Genomic DNA, 17,820 nt, shown 5'->3' with positions numbered 1-17,820 from the left:
CGATGCATCCCCTCGCTATAATCAGGCGGACGCCCATTTTTACGCCGACAAGCCGAGCCGCCATGACCCTCGATTTCCTGCCCGACCACCTGCAATCCAAGCTCATCGCCTACATGCAACTGCTGCGGATCGATCGCCCCATCGGCACCCTGCTGCTGCTCTGGCCGACGTACTGGGCCCTGTGGCTGGCAGCCGACGGCGGTATGCCGGGCATCGGCAATATCCTGGTCTTCGGCCTGGGCGTGTTCATGATGCGGGCAGCCGGCTGCGCCATTAACGACTTCGCCGATCGCAAGGTGGATGGCCATGTGAAGCGGACCCAGGCGCGGCCGCTGGCCACGGGCCGGATCGCCCCCGCCGAGGCGGTCCTGCTGTTCCTGGGGCTGTGCCTGGCGTCGTTCCTGATGGTGGTGCTCTTTACCAACACGCTGACGCTGTACCTGTCGTTCGGCGGTCTGGTGCTGGCCTTCATCTATCCGTTCATGAAACGTTACACCCACCTGCCACAGCTGTTCCTGGGGGCGGCGTTTTCCTGGGCCATTCCCATGGCCTGGGCGGCGGAAGCCAATGAAGTGACCCGGCTGGCGTGGCTGCTGTTTACCGCCAACGTGCTCTGGACCGTCGCCTACGACACGCTCTACGCCATGGTGGATCGGGATGACGATCTCAAGATTGGCATCAAATCCACGGCCATCCTGTTCGGCGACGCGGACCGCCTGATCGTGGGGATCCTGCAGGCCCTGGTGATCCTGATCCTGGCCATGGTCGGGACTCAGGCGGAATTGGGCGTGTTGTATTATCTCGGGCTGGTGGGCATGGCGGTCTTTTTCCTGTACCAGCAGCACCTGATCCGCTTCCGCGAACGCGAGCCCTGCTTTCACGCCTTCCTCAACAACAACTGGGCTGGTGCGATCGTGTTCGCCGGCCTGTTCCTCGACAGCCTGATGCGCTGACCCGTCTGTCATATACTTGTAACAAAGGCAGGTTGTAATGAGCCAGCAACAAAGGAACCGGGGCGACGGACGCTCCGCCGTTCCGGAAACAGACTGAATTCAAGCACGCCTTCATGCAGCTCCTGCAGCAAGCGGTCCAGGAGCCCGGCACAGCCTGTTTCAGCGATTCCATAACCGCTGGTGATGACAAGGTAGGATGTCATGACGGGAAAAACAGTTCTTATCGTCGATGACGAAGCATCGATTCGCGAGATGATCGCCGTGGCCCTGGAGATGGCCGATTACGATTACCTCGAAGCTGCTGACGCGCTGGATGCGCACGCCATAATCGTGGACAAGAAGCCGGACCTGATCCTGCTCGACTGGATGCTGCCCGGCACCAGCGGCATCGAACTGGCGCGGCGACTGAAGAAAGATGAAACCACGGCGGAAATTCCGATTATCATGCTTACCGCCAAGGTGGAGGAAGACAACAAGGTCCAGGGCCTGGAATCCGGGGCCGATGACTACATTACCAAACCCTTCTCCCCGCGGGAGCTGGTGGCCCGTCTCAAGGCGGTGCTGCGACGCACGACGCCGGCCGGCGTGGAAACCCCGGTGGAAGTGGACGGCCTGCACCTGGACCCGGCCAGCCATCGCGTCACCACCCCGATCGGTGCGCTGGACATGGGCCCGACCGAATACAAGCTGCTGCAGTTCTTCATGACCCATCAGGAACGGGTCTATACCCGGGCACAGTTGCTGGATCAGGTCTGGGGGGGCAACGTCTATGTGGAAGAGCGGACCGTTGACGTCCATATCCGCCGATTGCGCAAAGCACTGGGCGACAAGTACGATCACCTGATCCAGACGGTTCGCGGCACCGGCTACCGGTTTTCCACCCGCGCCGCCTGACGGCTTGCCGTCACTGAATCGCAAACAGGCGCCGCCATTTATTGGGGCGCCCTGACGGGATCGTTCAATGCAGCACAACTGGTCGCATCATCTGCGCCTGATTATCGGTGTCCTGCTGGGCATTATGCTGGTGGGGCTCTGGTTCGGACACCCCCTGATCGGCCTGGCGGTCGGTCTGTTCGGCTACCTGATCTGGACGCTGGTGCAGATGCGCCGCCTCCACCACTGGCTCAGCCACCCGAACGAGGATGACGAAGCGCCGGGCAGCATCGGCATCTGGGGCGAGATCTTCGACGGCCTGCACCGCATGCACCGGGCCAACCAACGCCGTCAGGATCAACTGCAGACCCGCATCAACCGCGTGCAGGAATCCACCAACGCCATGCGCGACGGCGTTATCATGACCGACGCCGACGGCGCCATGGAATGGTGGAACTGGTCCGCCGAATACCTGCTGGGCTTCCGTCGGGAAACCGACCGCGGCCAGCCCATCCACAACCTGATCCGCAATCCGGCCTTCAAGGCCTACTTCGATGCGCGGGACTACCGCGACCCGCTGGAGCTGCGTTCGCCGGCCAAGCCGCACATTCACCTGCAGATCCAGATCAGCCTGTTCGGCGACGACGACCGCCTGATCGTGGCCAAGGACGTCACCCGCCTGTTTCAGCTGGAACAGATGCGGCGGGATTTCGTCTCCAACGTCTCCCATGAGATGCGCACCCCGCTGACGGTGATCAGCGGCTACCTGGAAACCCTGTCGGACCACGCCGACGAAGTGCCTGCCAAATGGCGCCGGGCTTTGACCACCATGTCCCAGCAGGCGGAGCGGATGGAAGCGCTGATCACCGACCTGATCCTGCTGGCCAAACTGGAAACCGGCGAACAGCACATTGACGACCGCGTGACCGACGTGGCCGCATTGATCCGCCAGACCTGCAGCGACGCCAAAGCCGTCAGCGGCGACGCCGGCCACATCATCGAAATGGACATCGGCGAGCGGCATCACCTGTTCGGTGACGAGAACCAGCTGCGCAGCGCCTTCTCCAATATCATTTTCAATGCGGTGAAGTACACGCCGGCCGGCGGCACGATCAAGGTGCGCTGGTACACCGATCGGGAAGGGGCGCACCTGTCGGTCAAAGACAGCGGCATCGGCATCGATCCGGTCCATATTCCGCGCCTGACCGAGCGCTTCTACCGGGCCGATCCCAGCCGTCACCAGCAGACCGGCGGCACCGGCCTGGGTCTGGCCATCGTCAAGCACGTGTTGCTGAACCACGACGGATCGCTGGAGATCAACAGCCAGCCCGGAGAAGGCAGCGAGTTCGTCTGCCATTTCCCGCGCCAGCGCATCACCGAGGCGCCGATCGAGACGGCCTGACGGCGATCAGCCGCCGGCGCGGAAGCGGGCAATGAAGCGCGAGAGGTCTTCCATTTTCTTGGGATCTTCATCGACGAAGCGGATCACCAGGCTGACGAAGTCCGTGTCCTGGCGCTTCTCCACCGCCTGAAGCTGGTGCACGTAGCCGTTCAGCCGCGCCACCTCGCCCTCGTTGATTTCCATATCGACCACCGCCTGGTCGAGGATGCCCGGGAACGACTGGTCGCGCTTGGCGATGACCCGGATTTCGGTGAGGGTGATGTCCTTCACCACGCAGCGCAGCACCGAATCCGCAAAGCGGATCGCCGCCACACTCCGGGACTTGCTGGCAACGGTGCGTTCAGGAGCGGCGGGCGCTTCCTTGGGCTTACCGGTCAGCAGCGCCGCGGATTCCTTGAACGCGTCAGCGGGGCCTTCCAGTGACTTGCCGGAGGACGTCATGGCGTCCTTCAACCGGCGCCCCATCACCTTGATGATCTTCTTGCTGAGGCCATCGGGGCTGAATGGCTTGCCGAGGTATTCGGACACGCCTTCCTGCACCGCTTCGATGACATGGGACTTGTCGCCGCGGCTGGTGATCATGATGAACGGACAGCGCTGGTAATTCTCCTGCTGGCGCACCCAGCGCAGCAACTCCAGACCCGACATTTCCGGCATCTCCCAGTCGCACAGGACCAGATCGAACCGCGTCCGGGTCATCAGGAACTGCGCCTTCTTGCCATTGGCGGCCTCGGTGATCTCGATGACCGGAAAACGTGTGCGGACGGTGCGCTTGACCAGATCCCGCACAAAGCTGGCGTCATCGACCACCAGCGCCTTGAGTGTCGCCATACTACGGCCCCTTCAACAGTAACTGATGACAACTATAGACCAGAGTGCCCCCACAACCGGAGCCCGGTCGGCCCCGATCCTTAAAAAATTGTCACGCCGGGTCGCCGGAGGCGGTATTTTCCGCGGCCCAAAACAGGCTACCATGCGGTTTCCCCGGACTCGCAGCGAGAGGACGCTTTTGTGACAAGACGAACACCTGCCATGCGCACCCTGGGCGGCCTTTTACTGGCCGGATGCCTGTCCCCGGCCCTGGCCCAGACAGAGGAAGGCACCACCCCGTTCAGCGACTGCGTCGCCAGCCTCAAGGACCGGGCCCTGCAGGCAGGCATTTCTCCGGACACCACCGCCAACGTCCTCGACCAGGTCAGCCTGTTGGACCGGGTGATCGAGCTGGATCGCCGTCAGCCGGAATTCACCACCACCTTCGCCGACTACCTCAACCGCCGGGTTAACGAGGATCGTATCAGCAAGGGCCGGGAACTGCTGCGCAGCCAGTCGGAGCTGCTGCACCGGGTGACCGCCAAGACGGGCGTTCCCGGCCCTTACCTGCTGGCGTTCTGGGGGCTGGAAACCAACTTCGGCACCTATTTCGGCAAGATGTCGGTCCCCAGCGCCCTGGCGACCCTGGCCTGCGATCACCGCCGCAGCCGTTACTTTTCCGGTGAGCTGATCTCGGCCCTGCGCATCATCGACGAAGGCGCCATCGATCCGGACCAGATGGAAGGCTCCTGGGCCGGTGCCATGGGCCACGTGCAATTCATGCCGTCGGTTTTCCTGCGCTATGCCGTGGACGCTGACGGGGACGGCAAGCGGGACCTCTGGCACAGCATACCCGACGCCATGATGTCGGCGGGTAATTTCCTGCAAAACCTGGGCTGGGACGGCGACTACCGCTGGGGCCGTGAGGTCCGACTGCCCAAGAACTTTGACTACAGCCTCGCGGGCCTGCAGCGAGGCAAGCCGCTGTCCGAGTGGCGCAAGCTGGGCGTGACCGATGCCTTCGGCAACACCCTACCCCAAGCCGACATCAACGCCGCCCTGCTGGTACCGGCCGGCCACGAGGGCCCGGCCTTCCTGGTCTACCACAACTTCCACGTCATCATGGGCTGGAACCGGTCGGAATACTACGCGTTGGCGGTGGGTCACCTGGCGGACCGGATCGCCGGCGCCGGTGGCCTGCAGAATCCGCCACCGGAGGATGCGCCGCGCCTGTCGAGGGCCGAAGTGGAAGCCCTGCAGAAAGCCCTCAGTGCCCGCGGCTACGACAGCGGCAAACCGGACGGCATCCTGGGTCCGGCCACCCGCAGCGCGATCCGGGACTTCCAGAAAGACCAGAACCTGATCGCCGACGGCTTCCCGGACAAGACCCTGTTCGACGCGCTGGACGTCAAACTCGCCGATCCGGATGCGGGTTGAGTCTATGGACGACAAACCCGAAATTCTCGACACCCGCCTGGTCGCCCGCAGCCGCCTGTTCGGTATCGAGTCCGTCCACTTGCGCTTCAGCAACGGCGAGGAGCGGGAATTCGAGAGACTGCGCACGCCACCTCTGGCGGGCGTGATGTGCGTCCCGCTGTTGGATGACGATACGGTCGTACTGATTCGCGAGTACGGCGCCGGCCTGGAAAACTACCAGCTCACCCTGCCCAAAGGCGCCTACGAGCACGGCGAAGACTGGCGGCAGGCGGCCAACCGGGAGTTGCGCGAAGAGATTGGCTATGGCGCCCGCTCACTGACCCACCTCAAGGACATGAGCCTGTCTCCCGGCTACATGGGCCACAAGATTCGCGTCGTCATTGCACGGGATCTCTACGAAGAATGGCTCGAAGGGGACGAACCCGAGCCGCTGGAGGTGCTGACCTGGAAACTGTCGGACCTGGAATCGCTGGTGCAGCGCGAGGACATGACCGAAGCGCGGGTCATTGCGGCGCTGTATATGGTGCGCGAGAGCTTGCATCGGCTGTAATACCCACGAGCCAAATGTCAGTTTTTTATACAGACCTGACAAATCGCTAAACATACCTCTATGTATTTAAAGACTTTTTAAAGCTGGCACAAATATAGCTTCTCCTGCCGTACGTTCGAAAGAACGAACCTCCTTCGGAATGGACAACAGGAATAACGCTATGAAATTCATAAAAACATGCTTGGGTGCTACAGCGCTGTCTCTCGCCCTGGCTTCGTCAGGTGCCTGGGCCTTCCCGATTGACCTGGATTCTGTTTCAGGACAGTGGTCGAATCATTCGGGCGGACAAAACGTGCATTACAACGCTGCCGGCAATCAGATTCGCTGGGGTTACGGCTATCCGCAAAGCGGCTATGGTTTCGTGGGAAGCGCTCCGCCTTCCGTAACCATTAACGATTCCTCGCCGTTCTCACTCGGGACGTTCACGCATTACAACTACCCGATCTCGAATGAAAGCGCCATCGACAGTGTTGACCTCAACATCTACGCCGATTTCTCAACGGCAGACGGCAGCACGTCGCAAGGCCCCTTTGCCTTCACCTTCCTGCATAATGAAACACCGAATAATGCGCCGGTTGAACATTGCGGAAGCCTCTGCCAGTTCCTGGCCATTTTCGGCATTGATACGTCTTACACCACTCACGACGGACCGGTCGACGACATCGTTCAGATCATTTTTGACGATGCCCTGACCAGTTCTGAATTCAAGATCGGTTCAGAAATCTATTCTCTGAGCATTCTGGGTTTTGAGGGCGATTCGTCCATGCTGACAACGTCCGAGTACAGCCAGACGTCAGTCAACCTGCTCGCAAGCCTCAATGTCCGCGATGTCCCGGAACCGGGCACGCTTGGTCTGATGGGGCTGGGTCTGTTGGCTCTGGGCGCCGCACGTCGACGCGCCGCCTGATCGGACATCCCGGTCGCCAGAAAAGCCCCGCTCCTGCGGGGCTTTTTATTTTATGGCTTGGCGTCCGATCATGAGATCTCGCCAGGCACATTGCCACTGAGAGGTGTTCCGGCGACAATGCCTCAAATTTCTGAAGAGCCCCCTGTCACCTTGCGCCTCGATTACCTGATTTCCAAAGGCAAGAATCTCTCACGCAAAGAGACTCGCCGGTTCATTCTGGCCGAGCGCGTCAGCGTGGATGGACAGACCTGCAAAAAAGCCGCCACGCAACTTACCGGTCGAGAAGTCGTCTGCCTCGACGGCGAACCGGTGTCCTTGCCCGGCGAACGTTATCTGATGCTGAATAAACCGCTCGATGTCGTTAGCGCCACCCGCGATGACGAGCACTCGACGGTGCTCGACCTGGTGCCGCGAGAGCTGCGCCGCGACCTGCATATTGCCGGTCGCCTGGACCGGGACACCACCGGCCTGCTCCTGCTCACCAGCGACGGCCAGTGGTCACACCGGGTCACGTCGCCGCGTTCACAATGCGACAAGACCTACCGTATGGAGGTGGCGGAGCCCTGCACGGATGCCATGCTGACCCAACTCCGCGCCGGCGTCCTGCTCAAGGGCGAAAACAAGCCGACGGCGCCGGCGCAGGTCGAGGTATTGGGGGAGAGGCAATTACGATTGGTGATCCGTGAGGGCCGCTATCATCAGGTGAAGCGGATGCTGGCCGCCGTGGGCAATCACGTGAACAACCTTCACCGGGAAGCCATTGGAGCGGTGCATCTGGATCCGGCGTTGGCGCCGGGCGAGTTCCGCGCACTGACTCCGGACGAAATCGACAGCCTGGGCTGACAGACCACACTGCCGCTCAATCGGTCTCGAAACGACCGGCTTCGCGGTTCTTGCGGGCCTTGCGTGGATCCAGAATCTGGCCACTCATCGCCACATAGACCCCCTCGGGCAGGCTCTGCAAAGCGCCGAGGGCAAAGCCGACATTGAACGGGGCATCGGTCAGGCGCATGCGGGAAGGCTGCATGGCACCGGTGAGGACGATCGTTTTGCCGGGAATATCCAGTAACCGGCGGGCGGTCTCCACCAGGGTGTCGGTGCCATGGGTGATCAACACCCGTTTCTCGGACGCCGAGGCCACCGCCTCCCGGATGACCTCCCGGTCCTCGTCCGTCATGTCGAGGCTGTCCTTGCGAAACACGGACTGCAGCCGGTAGGGCATCTGTACCTGCGCCAATTGGGCGATCTCCGGAAACTCGCTGTCTCCGGTGCTGTATTCACTCTTGGCATCAAAATAGATCTTGTCGATCGTACCGCCTGTGGTCAGCACCAGCAGTCCATCGTCGCTCATCGTCCCGACTCCCCTGTTCACATCGCTCTACGGATCGAGTTTCGCCGTCTGCGTATCGGTCGATCCGGCGTTCTTTTCAGCGTAGTAGGCATTGCGACGATTCTCATAGTTCCGGGCCGCCTTGGCAATCGACCCGCCATGACCGGTGGTCAACCAACGCTTGACGCGCCCGGCATCGCCGATGGGAGTACGCGTTCCGAACGAATCCAGCAGCACGGAAATGACTTCGCGACCGTCGATCCGGGTCACCATGAGCAGGCAGCGCCCGGCTTCGGTAAGGTATCCCGTCTTGCTCAGTTCCACCTGCCAGCTTTTACGGTGAACCAGAATGTTGGTGTTGCCGAACGCCAGCGAATAACGCGGCTGGCGAAAATGGGCGGTGTAATATTCAGTGGTGGTGTATCGGCGCAGTTCAGGATGCTTGAAGGCGGCCCGCACCAGTTTCACCAGGTCACCGGCAGAGGAATGATTCTTGGGCGACAGGCCAGTGGGCTCCACAAAGTGACTGTGGCTCATACCCAGCTCCCGGGCTTTGTCGTTCATCGCCCGCACGAACGCATCAAAACCTCCCGGATAATGACGTGCCAGGGTGTAGGCCGCCAGGTTTTCCGAAGACATCAGCGCGATCCGCAGCATGTCGCCACGCTTCAGGGTCGAGCCGATGCGGATGCGGGAGTAGCCATTGTTCGGCGCTGCCCGATGCCGTTTGTAAACCTCGATCCACTCATTCAATGGCTGGCCGGCATCCATCACCACCACGGCGGTCATCAGCTTGGTGACCGAGGCGATCGGCACGGAACGGTCCGGATGCTTGCTGTAGATCAGTTCGCCGTCATCCATGTAGGCAACGGCCGCATTGACCGAGGCCAGTTCCAGACCGGCCGGATCCGGCGCGGCCCAGGCGCGGGCAGCCAGGCCCAGCCACAGCATAAGAAAGAGAAATCGCGATCGGCATCCGCCCCATTGCATTCTGACCTGACCTCCGGGTTCGGGCTGTTTTTATTGAACAGGCGAGCCTCTGATTCGCTGAAAAACGCGACCATGGCGTGCGCGGAGGCTACGCCGGCGTCCATCAGAAGCTCTCAGGTTTTATACACGGATGGTCCACAGAATTCAGCCCCGACCGAACGTTTGTAACAATCCACCCGGTCCGGGCCGCTTTCAGCCAAAGAACACGTAACGCCCACCGGAGGCGACCACAATCACGATCAACCCCAGGATGAGGTTGATCCCGACGAAGCGGCGGATCTGGCCGATCCGGCGACCGGCTTCGGGGATATCGTTGGCCGCAACGGCCTGTTTCAGGCGGCGGAATGGGGCAAACCAGACGTGCAGGAACAGCAGCATCATGACGATACCCAGGGCGATCATGACGTGAATGTGCCAGCCGGCCCCGGCCATGCCATTGAAATACAGAAACAGGGTCGTCAGCCCGGTCACCAGCAGGACAGCAATGGCCGCCCAGACCCAGGCGAAGAAACGGGCCAACGTCTGGCACCACAGCGGCGCCCGCTGGGCGGGTTCCAGAACGCTGGCTGCGGCGGGACGCAGCGCCATATAGGCAAAGAACATCCCGCCGACCCAGATCACGGCCGCCAGGGTATGCAGGGCTATCAGGTATCCCATGGTGATCACTCCTTCATTTGGACTGATCGCACTCTACCAGATAGCCCGTGCCAGATGGGGGGTTGCCGGTGCGCCGGGCCAACCCGTCAGGCGTGTTCGGTGATGAAGGCGTCGAGAGCGCCAGCGCCGACCGCACCCACCTGGGTACCAACCGGTTCACCGTCCTTGAACAGCATCAGCGTCGGGATGGAACGAACACCAAACTTCACCGCCAGTTCGCCCTGGGCGTCCACATCCACTTTGGCGACCCGCAGACTGTCGGCGCGTTCGTCGGCGAGATCCTCCAGCAGCGGGGCGATGGATTTACAGGGGCCGCACCAGGCCGCCCAGAAGTCCACCAGTACAGGTTTATCCGCCTGCAGGACCTCTTTTTCGAACGTGTCGACGGTTACTGCAATGGGTTGAGTCATGGCTTGTCCTCCTCTGCTTGGAACCGATGATCTGTCATCACCGGAATTTCATAGACCAGTCTACTAGTTTTCGGTGTCAAAAAAAGACGGTCACGGCAGACCGCCTCTCTACTTCTGATCAATCATTTGCGAGCTTGGCGTCCTCAAGCACCTGGCATCGGCACGCCGAGCACGGTCTCGAAAAACATCGCCGCAAAGCGCTCCATCGGAACCACCGACTTGGCCACCTTGGCCCTCAATGTCGCCCCCTGCCAGCCCATTTGCAGCAGTTGTGCGAGGGCATCGGGATCCATCTCGCTCTGGATATCACCGCGCTCGCGGGCCTCATCCAGGCAGCCGGAAAACCGTTTCTGCCAGGCGCTGAAAATCCCGTCCAGGCGCGCCCGGAAAGCTTCGTTCTGACCGGCGAGCTCCTGACCCAGATTGCCAATCAGGCACCCGCGACAGAAGTCACAGGCCGCCATATCGGCGATGGAAGTGTCCAGGTAACGGCGTATCCGCACCAGCGGCGGCTGGGTGTGATCGCCCAGCGTACTGTCGAGTCGGGCGTCGGACGCGGCGGCAAAATCATCGATCACCGCCAGCCCGAAATCCTCCTTGCTACCGAAATAATAGTAGAAGGAGCCCTTGGGCACTCCCGCCTCCTTCAACACCACGTTGATACCGGTGTTGTTGAACCCGCGGCGGGCAATAATATCGCTGCCGACACGAATCAGCTCGGCCCGGGTTTCGTTGCCGGGTCTGGCCTGGGATTTGGAAAGCGTTGTCATCATCAATCTATATTAGACCAGTCGTCTAGTTTGCGTCAAATGGCTCATGGGGCCAGAGGATCGAGCGCCTCCCCTGGCCCCTCACGCCTTCAGGAGGCGTCCGTCACAGCGCCCTTGGAGGCCGAGTTGACCGTCCGTGCGTACTTGGCCAGCACCCCTCTCGGGTAGCGCAGCGCCGGCGCCTGCCAGCGGGCCCGGCGGGCTTCCATGTCATCGTCGGAAATAGCCAGCTCGATGGTGTTGGCCTCGGCATCAATGGTAATGGTATCGCCATCCTCCACCAGGGCAATCGGGCCGCCGTCCTGCGCTTCCGGGGTAATGTGGCCCACCACGAAACCGTGACTGCCGCCGGAGAAACGACCGTCGGTGATCAGCGCGACATCGCTTCCCAGGCCCTTGCCCATGATGGCCGAGGTTGGCGTCAGCATTTCACGCATGCCGGGCCCGCCCTTGGGACCTTCGTAACGGATAACCAGCACGTCGCCGGCCACCACGGTGCCATCCATGATCCGGGCCTGGGCCTCTTCCTCGGAATGGAATACCCGGGCCCGACCGGAAAAGTGGGTGCCTTCCTTGCCGGTGATCTTTGCCACGGCGCCGGTAGGCGCGAGATTTCCCCGCAGGATCCGCAGGTGACTGTCTTTCTTGATGGGGTTGTCCAGGGCATGCACGATCGTCTGGCTGTCCGGATAGGGCGCCACGTCCGCCAGGTTTTCCGCCAGCGTCTTGCCGGTGACGGTCAGGCAGTCGCCGTGCAGCATGCCCGCCTCCAGCAGCATTTTCATCAGAGGCTGGATGCCGCCGATGGCCACCAGTTCCGACATCATGTAGTGGCCGCTGGGTCGCAAGTCCGCCAGCACGGGCACCCGTTTGCCAATGCGGACGAAGTCGTCGATCTCCAGGTCCACTTCGGCGGTGCTGGCCATGGCCAGCAGGTGCAGCACGGCGTTGGTGGAGCCGCCCAGGGCAATGACGACGGTGATGGCATTCTCGAACGCCTCGCGGGTCATGATGTCGCGGGGCTTGATGTCCTTGTCCAGCAGGTTGAGCACTGCCGCACCGGCGGCCCGGCAATCCGCTTCCTTGGTCTCGGAGACCGCGTTCTGCGCCGAGCTGCCCGGCAGGCTCATACCCATCGCCTCAATGGCCGAGGCCATGGTGTTGGCGGTGTACATGCCGCCGCAGGAGCCCGGTCCGGGAATTGCCGTCTCCTCGATCTGTTTCACCTCGATCAGGTCCATGTCGCCCTTAGCGTGGGCACCGACGGCCTCGAACACCGAGATGATATCGGTGTGATTGTCACCGGGCTGGATGGTACCGCCGTAGACGAAAACGGACGGCCGATTGAGCCGGGCCAGCCCCATCATGCAACCGGGCATGTTCTTGTCACACCCGCCGATGGCAACCAGCCCGTCAAAGCCTTCGCAGCCCGCCACGGTTTCGATGGAGTCAGCGATCACTTCCCGCGACACCAGCGAATACTTCATGCCTTCGGTGCCGTTGGCGATTCCGTCGGACACGGTAATGGTGTTGAAGATCAGGCTCTTGCCACCGGCCTCGTCGGCACCGCTGGCCGCTTCCCGGGCCAGCCCGTCGATGTGCATATTGCAGGGCGTCAGGTTACTCCAGGTGGACGCAATGCCCACCTGGGGGCGCTTGAAGTCCTCATCGGTGAAGCCTACCGCGCGCAGCATGGCGCGGCTGGCGGATTTCCCGAGGCCGTCGACCACGGGGCTCGAATAGCGGCGTCGCTTGTCTTCGCTCATAGTCTCTCCCGTTGCACCGCACCCGCTCGATCCGGGCGGCGCTTATCCGTTCTTCTTGAACATCAGCAGACGATTGTTCGCCGGCATAGCCTGTGCCGTGACGAACGCCAGGTGATAGAGGGCGGCCTGCTCGATCACATCCGCCTCGTCCTTGATACCGCTGTCGCGATCACGCTCCCGCAACCAGGCATCCAGCGTGGCGTTGCCCGCGCTGGTGTACTGTCCCTCCCGATTGAAGGGCCCGTAAATCGCCAACCAGCCGTCAGCGGCCAGCGCCTCCGAAGCACAGCGTAACAGCGCGTCCACGACGGTCCAGCCGATAAAGTGCACCGTGTTGGCGGTAAAGACGCCGGCATAATCATGCGCCGGCGGTCCGGTCCGGGTCACGTCCAGCACCACCGGCGGCGGCAGATTGGCCAGACCGGCTTCCGATTGCCAGGCCCGCAAACCGGGCAGGGATTCCGCCAGGTCGGTCAACTGCCAGGTCACCTGAGGTTCCCGCCCGGCGATGAACACGCCGTGCTGTCCCGTCCCGCTGCCCAGTTCCAGCCAACGGCCGCCCGCTTCCAGATAAGGCCGCAGGGCCTCTGCAATGGGCGCCTGATTTCGCAGGCAATGTTCGGCAACAGGCTTCATCCGGAGTCGCTCCACAGGGACATCGCTTCAGGGTAACACCCCGTTAAATAAGGCGCTGCCCTCTGATCTGTGGCGCGGACCTGAAATCACCAAAAGATGAAATGCAAAAAATCTTCAAATGGAGTAAAATATGCGCAAATTCATCATGTTACATAACTTTACCGTGTGTAAGTGAAATGTAACCGGTGACGATAGGTTGGACAGCCTTGTCCAGGAAGGGCCCATGCCGGAACGGAAGCACCCCAACATCATGCGAGGCCGCCATGGCTGATCCGCACGCGCCTCGTGGCCGATACTGGATGTGGTTTCCGCTGGCGCTGTTTCTGGCCCTCGGCATTTATGGTTATCTGCTCAACCTGACGCCGGTCTTCGACTCGGGTGCGGACAGCCGCCTGCTCCCCCCGCTGCTGCCTACCGCCGCCCTGGAGCCGGCCCAGTCACCCGTGAGCTACCGACTGGCCAGCCTGGATCGAATCCTGTCCGAGCAATCCTGGACCAACGAGGCCGGCTGGCAAACGCTCGCACCAAACGACAACGGCCTGGGCTATCTGTCCGGACCCGCCACCTTCCGCGTGACACTCGACAATCCCACCGCTGAAACAATGCCCCTGCTCCTGGATCTGCAGGCGCCGTCCCTGGATCAGGTGCGAGCCGTTCGTATCGCCGGTCACGAACCGCCGCATACCCTGCCGACACTGGGCGACAGTTTCCCCTTCGGCGAACGCCTGGTAGAGCTGCCATCGCTGATCTGGCCCCTACGCCTGGCCCCGCACAGCCAAAACACGCTCCTTTTTGAAGTCATCAACGCCGGCCCCACCCTGTTCCCCCTGCACTTGTCCCATCCCGAACATCTATTGAGCCATGCCGGCAGCGTGATCGCCTGGAAAGCCGTCCTCTATGGCGTCCTGCTCTTTGCCCTGGTGTTCGACCTGGCCCTGTTGCTCACGCTGCGCAGCATGGCCGCCGCCTGGCTCACCTGCCTGTTGGCCAGCATTCTCTACAGCCAATTGTGTGTGGATGGATTCGGTCTCTGGCTGGTCTGGCCCGAGTGGCCGGCCCTGAACAACCTGCTCACGCCCATGCTGGCCCTCAGCGCCGCCGCCTTGCTGGGCTTTGCCCGACATTTCCTGCACCTGACCGGTCGCCCGGCACGGCTCTGCCTGGCGGGCACCGGGGTCATGCTGACGCTCGCCCTACTGGCTCCGCTGCATCTGCCGCTGCTGGGCCAGGGAACCGTATTGATCGCCGGCAGCGTCACCCTGGTATGGGTCCTGGGACTCTCGCTGCTGCGCTGGCCCACCAGCGTATCGGCGCGTCACCTTGCGATCGCCCTGCTCCTGCTGCTGGCCGGCGCCGCGACGGCCATGGCCCGGACAGTGGGCTGGATGCCGGTCAATGCGTTGACCAGCTCCGGTTTCTACCTGGGGACCGGTGCCGCGTCGGTATTCCTCACGCTGGTCGTCGGGTACCGCCTGGTGGAAGAACGACGCCGGCGTTTCGATGCGACTCTCAAAGTGGTCGAAGAACGGCGCCTGCGCGCCCGACTGGAGCAGGACTACGACCAGCTGATGGCCTCTCACCGGGTCACCGGTCGCCCGGACCGGCCGGTCGTGGAGCAGACCCTGGACCAGCTCGCCGCGTCACACGCACCGTTTGTGGTCGGCCTGCTGCGTCTGGAACGCTACGGTGAAATCGAACGGGCGCTAGGCTACCAGGAGGCCGAGAACCTGCTGCGCAAATACCTGACCCGGCTCTGCCGGTTCCTGGAGACCGCTTTCCCCCGCCAGTTGGTGCTGTTCCGCGGCCACCCGCTGGGCACCGTGGACACCTTCAATCACGTCATCGCCCTGCGTACCGACGTGGACAGCATCCCCTGGAACGAGATTCGCACCTGGCTGGAAAAGGCCTTCAGTGAAGATCACTACGCCTTCAGCTGGATGGCGCGACTGGGCCTGGCCTACGCCCCGGAACACGGCGGCAGCGGCAGTGAACTGATCTCCCGGGCCGGCTTTGCCGCCCTGTCCACCGACGTGACCATCAACGTCTACGACCCCTACACCGAGCGTAAACAGAACCTGCAGCACTTCCTGATCCTCGACCTCGACCGCGCCCTGCGCACCGGGGGCATCCAGCTGCACTACCAGCCCAAGGTCAGCCTCATCGATGAGCGGGTGCTTGCCTACGAAGCGCTGATTCGCTGGCAGCATCCGGAGTACGGCGCCATCAGCCCCGGCCAGTGGATTCCCTTTGCCGAGCAGGTGGGCGCCATTCACGGTGTGACGCTCTGGACCATCGAGCGCGCGGCACAGGACCTGGCCGCCCTGGAACAGCAAAGCGGGGCGCCCGTCACCGTGTCGGTCAATATTTCCGCCCGGGATCTCGCCCGAACCGACTTCCACAACGAGGCCCTGGCGATCCTGGCCCGCCATCGCGTGTCGCCCCAGCGATTGATGCTGGAAATTACCGAGACGGCCGTCATGCGGGATGTGGACCAGGCCCGGCAGATGCTGGAGAAGCTGAGTCACGCCGGCTTCCGCATCGCCCTGGACGACTTCGGCACCGGCTACTCTTCACTGAGCGCCCTGGCCACCTTCAGCCTGGACGAGCTCAAGATCGACCGCAGCTTCCTCACCGACATACCAACGGATTCCGTACGCCAACGGATTTTCCACGCCGCGGTGGAACTGGGCGAAGCCCTGGGGTTGCGGATTGTGGTGGAAGGGGTCGAATCCGAGGCGGTGGCCCAATGGCTCAAGCGCTACCCCGGACTCTGTGGGCAGGGTTACTTCTGGGGCCGCCCGGCCCCGCTCGCCGCAACCTCCGTCAGTGGATACGACTCAGTCCAAAGCGATTGACCAGCCCCACACCCATCGCGTAGCTGCGCGGCACGAAGCGCTTGGTCCGCCAGATCAGGCGGGCATCAAACTGAGGCATGACGTAGAGGTCACCGCGCTGGTGGGCATCCAGCGTCATCCGCACCACCTTGTCCGGTGACACGCCGAAACGGTCCATCAGTCGGTGGAACAGCCTGGAGGTGTCGCCGATGATGCGTCCATTGTCACCGATGTTGGTCTTGACGAGTGTCGGGCACAACGCCGTCACCTTGACGCCGGTACCGGCCAGCTCGGCCGACAGCGTCTCGCTCAGCGCCAGCGCGCCCGCCTTGGACACGTTATAGGGCCCCATCAGCGGCGCTGCGGAATAGCTCGCCGTAGAGGCGACGTTGATGATGCCGCCATAGCCCTGCTCCCGCAGTTTCGGCGCAAACACGTGGCAACCGTGGATGACGCCCCACAGGTTGATCCCCAGCGTCCACTTCCAGTCCGCCATGGTGGTTTCCCCTACCGGCGTCCCGCCAACGCCGACCCCGGCGTTGTTGATCACCAGGCTGACGGGTTCGGACAGCAGCGTTTCGGCGTCCTTCGCCAGCTTCTGTACGGCGCTGAGCTTGCTGACATCGCAGACCACCGCGTGAGCCTCGCCCCCGAAAGCGCGAATCTCCTCAGCGGTCGCCCGGGCGCTGGTTTCGTTGATGTCCGAACACAGGACGGCGCCGCCACGACGGGCAACTTCCAGGGCAAAGGACCGACCGATTCCGCTACCGGCACCGGTTACGACTGCAGAAACCGGGCGGTCCGGTTTCTGGGGCAAACGACTTCCGAACATGGGCCACCTAAACTGGTTGAGTGTGAGGGCCATCGATCGGCCCAGCCTGACGAGAAATTAAAGCGAAGACTTGTTCGGATTCAATTCGGAAAAAACATGGCGAGAAAACCGCAACAGGAACGTTCCAGGGCGACCGTCAACGCCATAGTCGAGGCCGGCTTCATCGCCATGGCCAAGAGTGGCCCGGCGGCCACCACGACGCGACAGATCGCTGATATTGCGGGGGTTGGCGTCGGTTCGCTGTACGAATACTTCGACAACAAGGAAGCGATTTTCAGCGAGATGTCCCAGCGTTTCGTGGCCGACACGGTTGCGATGATCCAGCCCCAGGTGCCCCGACTTGTTCGGATGCCGATAGACGAGGCGGTCAAAGCCCTGCTGCAGGCCTTCCGCGAGTTCCTGCAGCACAACGACGGGCGCTATCTCAATTGTGTACAGCACGCCATGACGCTGGACTTCGAGATGTATCTGGAGCCGTTGCAGAAAGCGCTGTCGGACCTGGTCACCCAGTACCTGATGCATCACCCCGAGACCCTGCAGATCCGCAACATCCCGACCATGAGCTACATCATGATCCACGGCGGCATCTTCGCAGTGGTCCGCCATCTGACCGATCCCAACCCGACGATCAGCTTCGACGAACTGGCCGACGGGCTGGCCCGG

17 protein-coding genes and 1 pseudogene are annotated in these 17,820 nt (G+C 62.3%); 9 read left to right on the top strand and 9 right to left on the bottom strand.

All coding sequences use genetic code 11. The features are described 5' to 3' along the window. Positions 1 to 62 precede the first annotated feature (62 nt). From ubiA to phoR, 3 genes are all read left to right on the top strand, one after another. On the top strand, positions 63 to 953 hold the full coding sequence (gene ubiA / locus JL474_RS12625; RefSeq protein WP_203142323.1) for a 4-hydroxybenzoate octaprenyltransferase: 891 nt from the start codon (positions 63 to 65) through the stop codon (positions 951 to 953). A 201-nt stretch (positions 954 to 1,154) separates the two neighbouring features. Then, positions 1,155 to 1,847 (top strand): phosphate regulon transcriptional regulator PhoB, encoded by a 693-nt coding sequence (gene phoB, locus JL474_RS12620; RefSeq protein ID WP_123635149.1) that lies wholly within the window; start codon positions 1,155 to 1,157, stop codon positions 1,845 to 1,847. Between the two features lie 67 nt (positions 1,848 to 1,914). Further along, positions 1,915 to 3,228 carry a phosphate regulon sensor histidine kinase PhoR gene (gene phoR, locus JL474_RS12615; RefSeq protein WP_203142322.1) on the top strand — a complete coding sequence of 438 codons (1,314 nt, stop codon included), beginning with the start codon at positions 1,915 to 1,917 and terminating at the stop codon, positions 3,226 to 3,228. A 6-nt stretch (positions 3,229 to 3,234) separates the two neighbouring features. On the opposite strand, the gene JL474_RS12610 is transcribed toward phoR, so the two are convergent. Then, positions 3,235 to 4,059 (bottom strand): response regulator, encoded by an 825-nt coding sequence (locus JL474_RS12610; RefSeq protein ID WP_203142321.1) that lies wholly within the window; start codon positions 4,057 to 4,059, stop codon positions 3,235 to 3,237. Positions 4,060 to 4,260: 201 nt separating this feature from the next. Here JL474_RS12610 and JL474_RS12605 point away from each other — a divergent pair, with 201 nt between their 5' ends. The 4 genes from JL474_RS12605 to JL474_RS12590 all read left to right on the top strand — a co-directional run bounded on the left by JL474_RS12605 (position 4,261) and on the right by JL474_RS12590 (position 7,775). Further along, on the top strand, positions 4,261 to 5,475 hold the full coding sequence (locus JL474_RS12605; protein WP_123635218.1) for a lytic murein transglycosylase: 1,215 nt from the start codon (positions 4,261 to 4,263) through the stop codon (positions 5,473 to 5,475). 4 nt (positions 5,476 to 5,479) lie between these two features. Further along, positions 5,480 to 6,025, top strand: coding sequence for an ADP compounds hydrolase NudE (nudE, locus tag JL474_RS12600; protein ID WP_203142320.1), 546 nt, complete (start codon positions 5,480 to 5,482; stop codon positions 6,023 to 6,025). A 160-nt stretch (positions 6,026 to 6,185) separates the two neighbouring features. Beyond that, entirely contained in the window at positions 6,186 to 6,932 is a 747-nt protein-coding gene (locus tag JL474_RS12595) for a THxN family PEP-CTERM protein (RefSeq protein ID WP_123635217.1), read from the top strand. Between the two features lie 117 nt (positions 6,933 to 7,049). After that, complete coding sequence (locus JL474_RS12590; RefSeq protein ID WP_407944058.1) at positions 7,050 to 7,775, top strand: pseudouridine synthase; 726 nt, start codon at positions 7,050 to 7,052, stop codon at positions 7,773 to 7,775. Between the two features lie 16 nt (positions 7,776 to 7,791). On the opposite strand, the gene JL474_RS12585 is transcribed toward JL474_RS12590, so the two are convergent. The 7 genes from JL474_RS12585 to JL474_RS12555 all read right to left on the bottom strand — a co-directional run bounded on the left by JL474_RS12585 (position 7,792) and on the right by JL474_RS12555 (position 13,491). Next, on the bottom strand, positions 7,792 to 8,283 hold the full coding sequence (locus JL474_RS12585) for an asparaginase domain-containing protein (RefSeq protein WP_203142319.1): 492 nt from the start codon (positions 8,281 to 8,283) through the stop codon (positions 7,792 to 7,794). A 27-nt stretch (positions 8,284 to 8,310) separates the two neighbouring features. Next, on the bottom strand, positions 8,311 to 9,213 hold the full coding sequence (gene pbpG / locus JL474_RS12580) for a D-alanyl-D-alanine endopeptidase (RefSeq protein WP_223807949.1): 903 nt from the start codon (positions 9,211 to 9,213) through the stop codon (positions 8,311 to 8,313). A 231-nt stretch (positions 9,214 to 9,444) separates the two neighbouring features. Beyond that, positions 9,445 to 9,909 carry a CopD family protein gene (locus JL474_RS12575; protein WP_203142317.1) on the bottom strand — a complete coding sequence of 155 codons (465 nt, stop codon included), beginning with the start codon at positions 9,907 to 9,909 and terminating at the stop codon, positions 9,445 to 9,447. Between the two features lie 86 nt (positions 9,910 to 9,995). After that, positions 9,996 to 10,319 (bottom strand): thioredoxin, encoded by a 324-nt coding sequence (trxA, locus tag JL474_RS12570; protein WP_203142316.1) that lies wholly within the window; start codon positions 10,317 to 10,319, stop codon positions 9,996 to 9,998. Positions 10,320 to 10,462: 143 nt separating this feature from the next. Next, positions 10,463 to 11,092 carry a TetR/AcrR family transcriptional regulator gene (locus JL474_RS12565; protein WP_203142315.1) on the bottom strand — a complete coding sequence of 210 codons (630 nt, stop codon included), beginning with the start codon at positions 11,090 to 11,092 and terminating at the stop codon, positions 10,463 to 10,465. A gap of 86 nt (positions 11,093 to 11,178) precedes the next feature. After that, the gene (gene ilvD / locus JL474_RS12560; RefSeq protein WP_123635140.1) at positions 11,179 to 12,855 is read right to left on the bottom strand and encodes a dihydroxy-acid dehydratase; all 1,677 of its coding nucleotides are present in this window, start codon (positions 12,853 to 12,855) and stop codon (positions 11,179 to 11,181) included. A gap of 42 nt (positions 12,856 to 12,897) precedes the next feature. After that, positions 12,898 to 13,491 carry a DUF938 domain-containing protein gene (locus tag JL474_RS12555; RefSeq protein WP_203142314.1) on the bottom strand — a complete coding sequence of 198 codons (594 nt, stop codon included), beginning with the start codon at positions 13,489 to 13,491 and terminating at the stop codon, positions 12,898 to 12,900. A 263-nt stretch (positions 13,492 to 13,754) separates the two neighbouring features. Between JL474_RS12555 and JL474_RS12550 the strand changes: the two genes are divergently transcribed. Continuing rightward, entirely contained in the window at positions 13,755 to 16,346 is a 2,592-nt protein-coding gene (locus tag JL474_RS12550; protein WP_203142313.1) for an EAL domain-containing protein, read from the top strand. Here JL474_RS12550 and JL474_RS12545 read toward each other — a convergent pair. Next, positions 16,315 to 17,157 carry an SDR family NAD(P)-dependent oxidoreductase gene (locus JL474_RS12545; RefSeq protein ID WP_203142312.1) on the bottom strand — a complete coding sequence of 281 codons (843 nt, stop codon included), beginning with the start codon at positions 17,155 to 17,157 and terminating at the stop codon, positions 16,315 to 16,317. The two genes, JL474_RS12550 and JL474_RS12545, sit on opposite strands and share 32 nt — an antisense overlap. Before the next feature lie 96 nt (positions 17,158 to 17,253). Here JL474_RS12545 and JL474_RS21635 point away from each other — a divergent pair. Beyond that, positions 17,254 to 17,430, top strand: a pseudogene (locus JL474_RS21635) (TetR/AcrR family transcriptional regulator); the annotation flags it as partial. Positions 17,431 to 17,820 lie beyond the last annotated feature (390 nt).

The sequence above is a fragment of the Marinobacter mangrovi genome (genome assembly GCF_016798325.1).
Classification (GTDB): domain Bacteria; phylum Pseudomonadota; class Gammaproteobacteria; order Pseudomonadales; family Oleiphilaceae; genus Marinobacter_A; species Marinobacter_A mangrovi.
The sequence above is the reverse complement of the archived record's forward strand: the minus strand, read 5'-3'. Positions and strand labels throughout refer to the sequence as shown.

Bases quoted from the DNA above. Each gene is read 5' to 3' on its own strand.
- pbpG (WP_223807949.1), bottom strand. From the start codon at position 9,213: ATGCTGTGGCTGGGCCTGGCTGCCCGCGCCTGGGCCGCGCCGGATCCG.
- ubiA (WP_203142323.1), top strand. From the start codon at position 63: ATGACCCTCGATTTCCTGCCCGACCACCTGCAATCCAAGCTCATCGCC.
- JL474_RS12610 (WP_203142321.1), bottom strand. From the start codon at position 4,059: ATGGCGACACTCAAGGCGCTGGTGGTCGATGACGCCAGCTTTGTGCGG.
- phoR (WP_203142322.1), top strand. From the start codon at position 1,915: ATGCAGCACAACTGGTCGCATCATCTGCGCCTGATTATCGGTGTCCTG.
- phoB (WP_123635149.1), top strand. From the start codon at position 1,155: ATGACGGGAAAAACAGTTCTTATCGTCGATGACGAAGCATCGATTCGC.
- JL474_RS12590 (WP_407944058.1), top strand. From the start codon at position 7,050: ATGCCTCAAATTTCTGAAGAGCCCCCTGTCACCTTGCGCCTCGATTAC.
- JL474_RS12545 (WP_203142312.1), bottom strand. From the start codon at position 17,157: ATGTTCGGAAGTCGTTTGCCCCAGAAACCGGACCGCCCGGTTTCTGCA.
- nudE (WP_203142320.1), top strand. From the start codon at position 5,480: ATGGACGACAAACCCGAAATTCTCGACACCCGCCTGGTCGCCCGCAGC.
- ilvD (WP_123635140.1), bottom strand. From the start codon at position 12,855: ATGAGCGAAGACAAGCGACGCCGCTATTCGAGCCCCGTGGTCGACGGC.
- JL474_RS12555 (WP_203142314.1), bottom strand. From the start codon at position 13,491: ATGAAGCCTGTTGCCGAACATTGCCTGCGAAATCAGGCGCCCATTGCA.
- JL474_RS12565 (WP_203142315.1), bottom strand. From the start codon at position 11,092: ATGATGACAACGCTTTCCAAATCCCAGGCCAGACCCGGCAACGAAACC.
- JL474_RS12575 (WP_203142317.1), bottom strand. From the start codon at position 9,909: ATGGGATACCTGATAGCCCTGCATACCCTGGCGGCCGTGATCTGGGTC.
- JL474_RS12605 (WP_123635218.1), top strand. From the start codon at position 4,261: ATGCGCACCCTGGGCGGCCTTTTACTGGCCGGATGCCTGTCCCCGGCC.
- JL474_RS12595 (WP_123635217.1), top strand. From the start codon at position 6,186: ATGAAATTCATAAAAACATGCTTGGGTGCTACAGCGCTGTCTCTCGCC.
- JL474_RS12550 (WP_203142313.1), top strand. From the start codon at position 13,755: ATGGCTGATCCGCACGCGCCTCGTGGCCGATACTGGATGTGGTTTCCG.
- trxA (WP_203142316.1), bottom strand. From the start codon at position 10,319: ATGACTCAACCCATTGCAGTAACCGTCGACACGTTCGAAAAAGAGGTC.
- JL474_RS12585 (WP_203142319.1), bottom strand. From the start codon at position 8,283: ATGAGCGACGATGGACTGCTGGTGCTGACCACAGGCGGTACGATCGAC.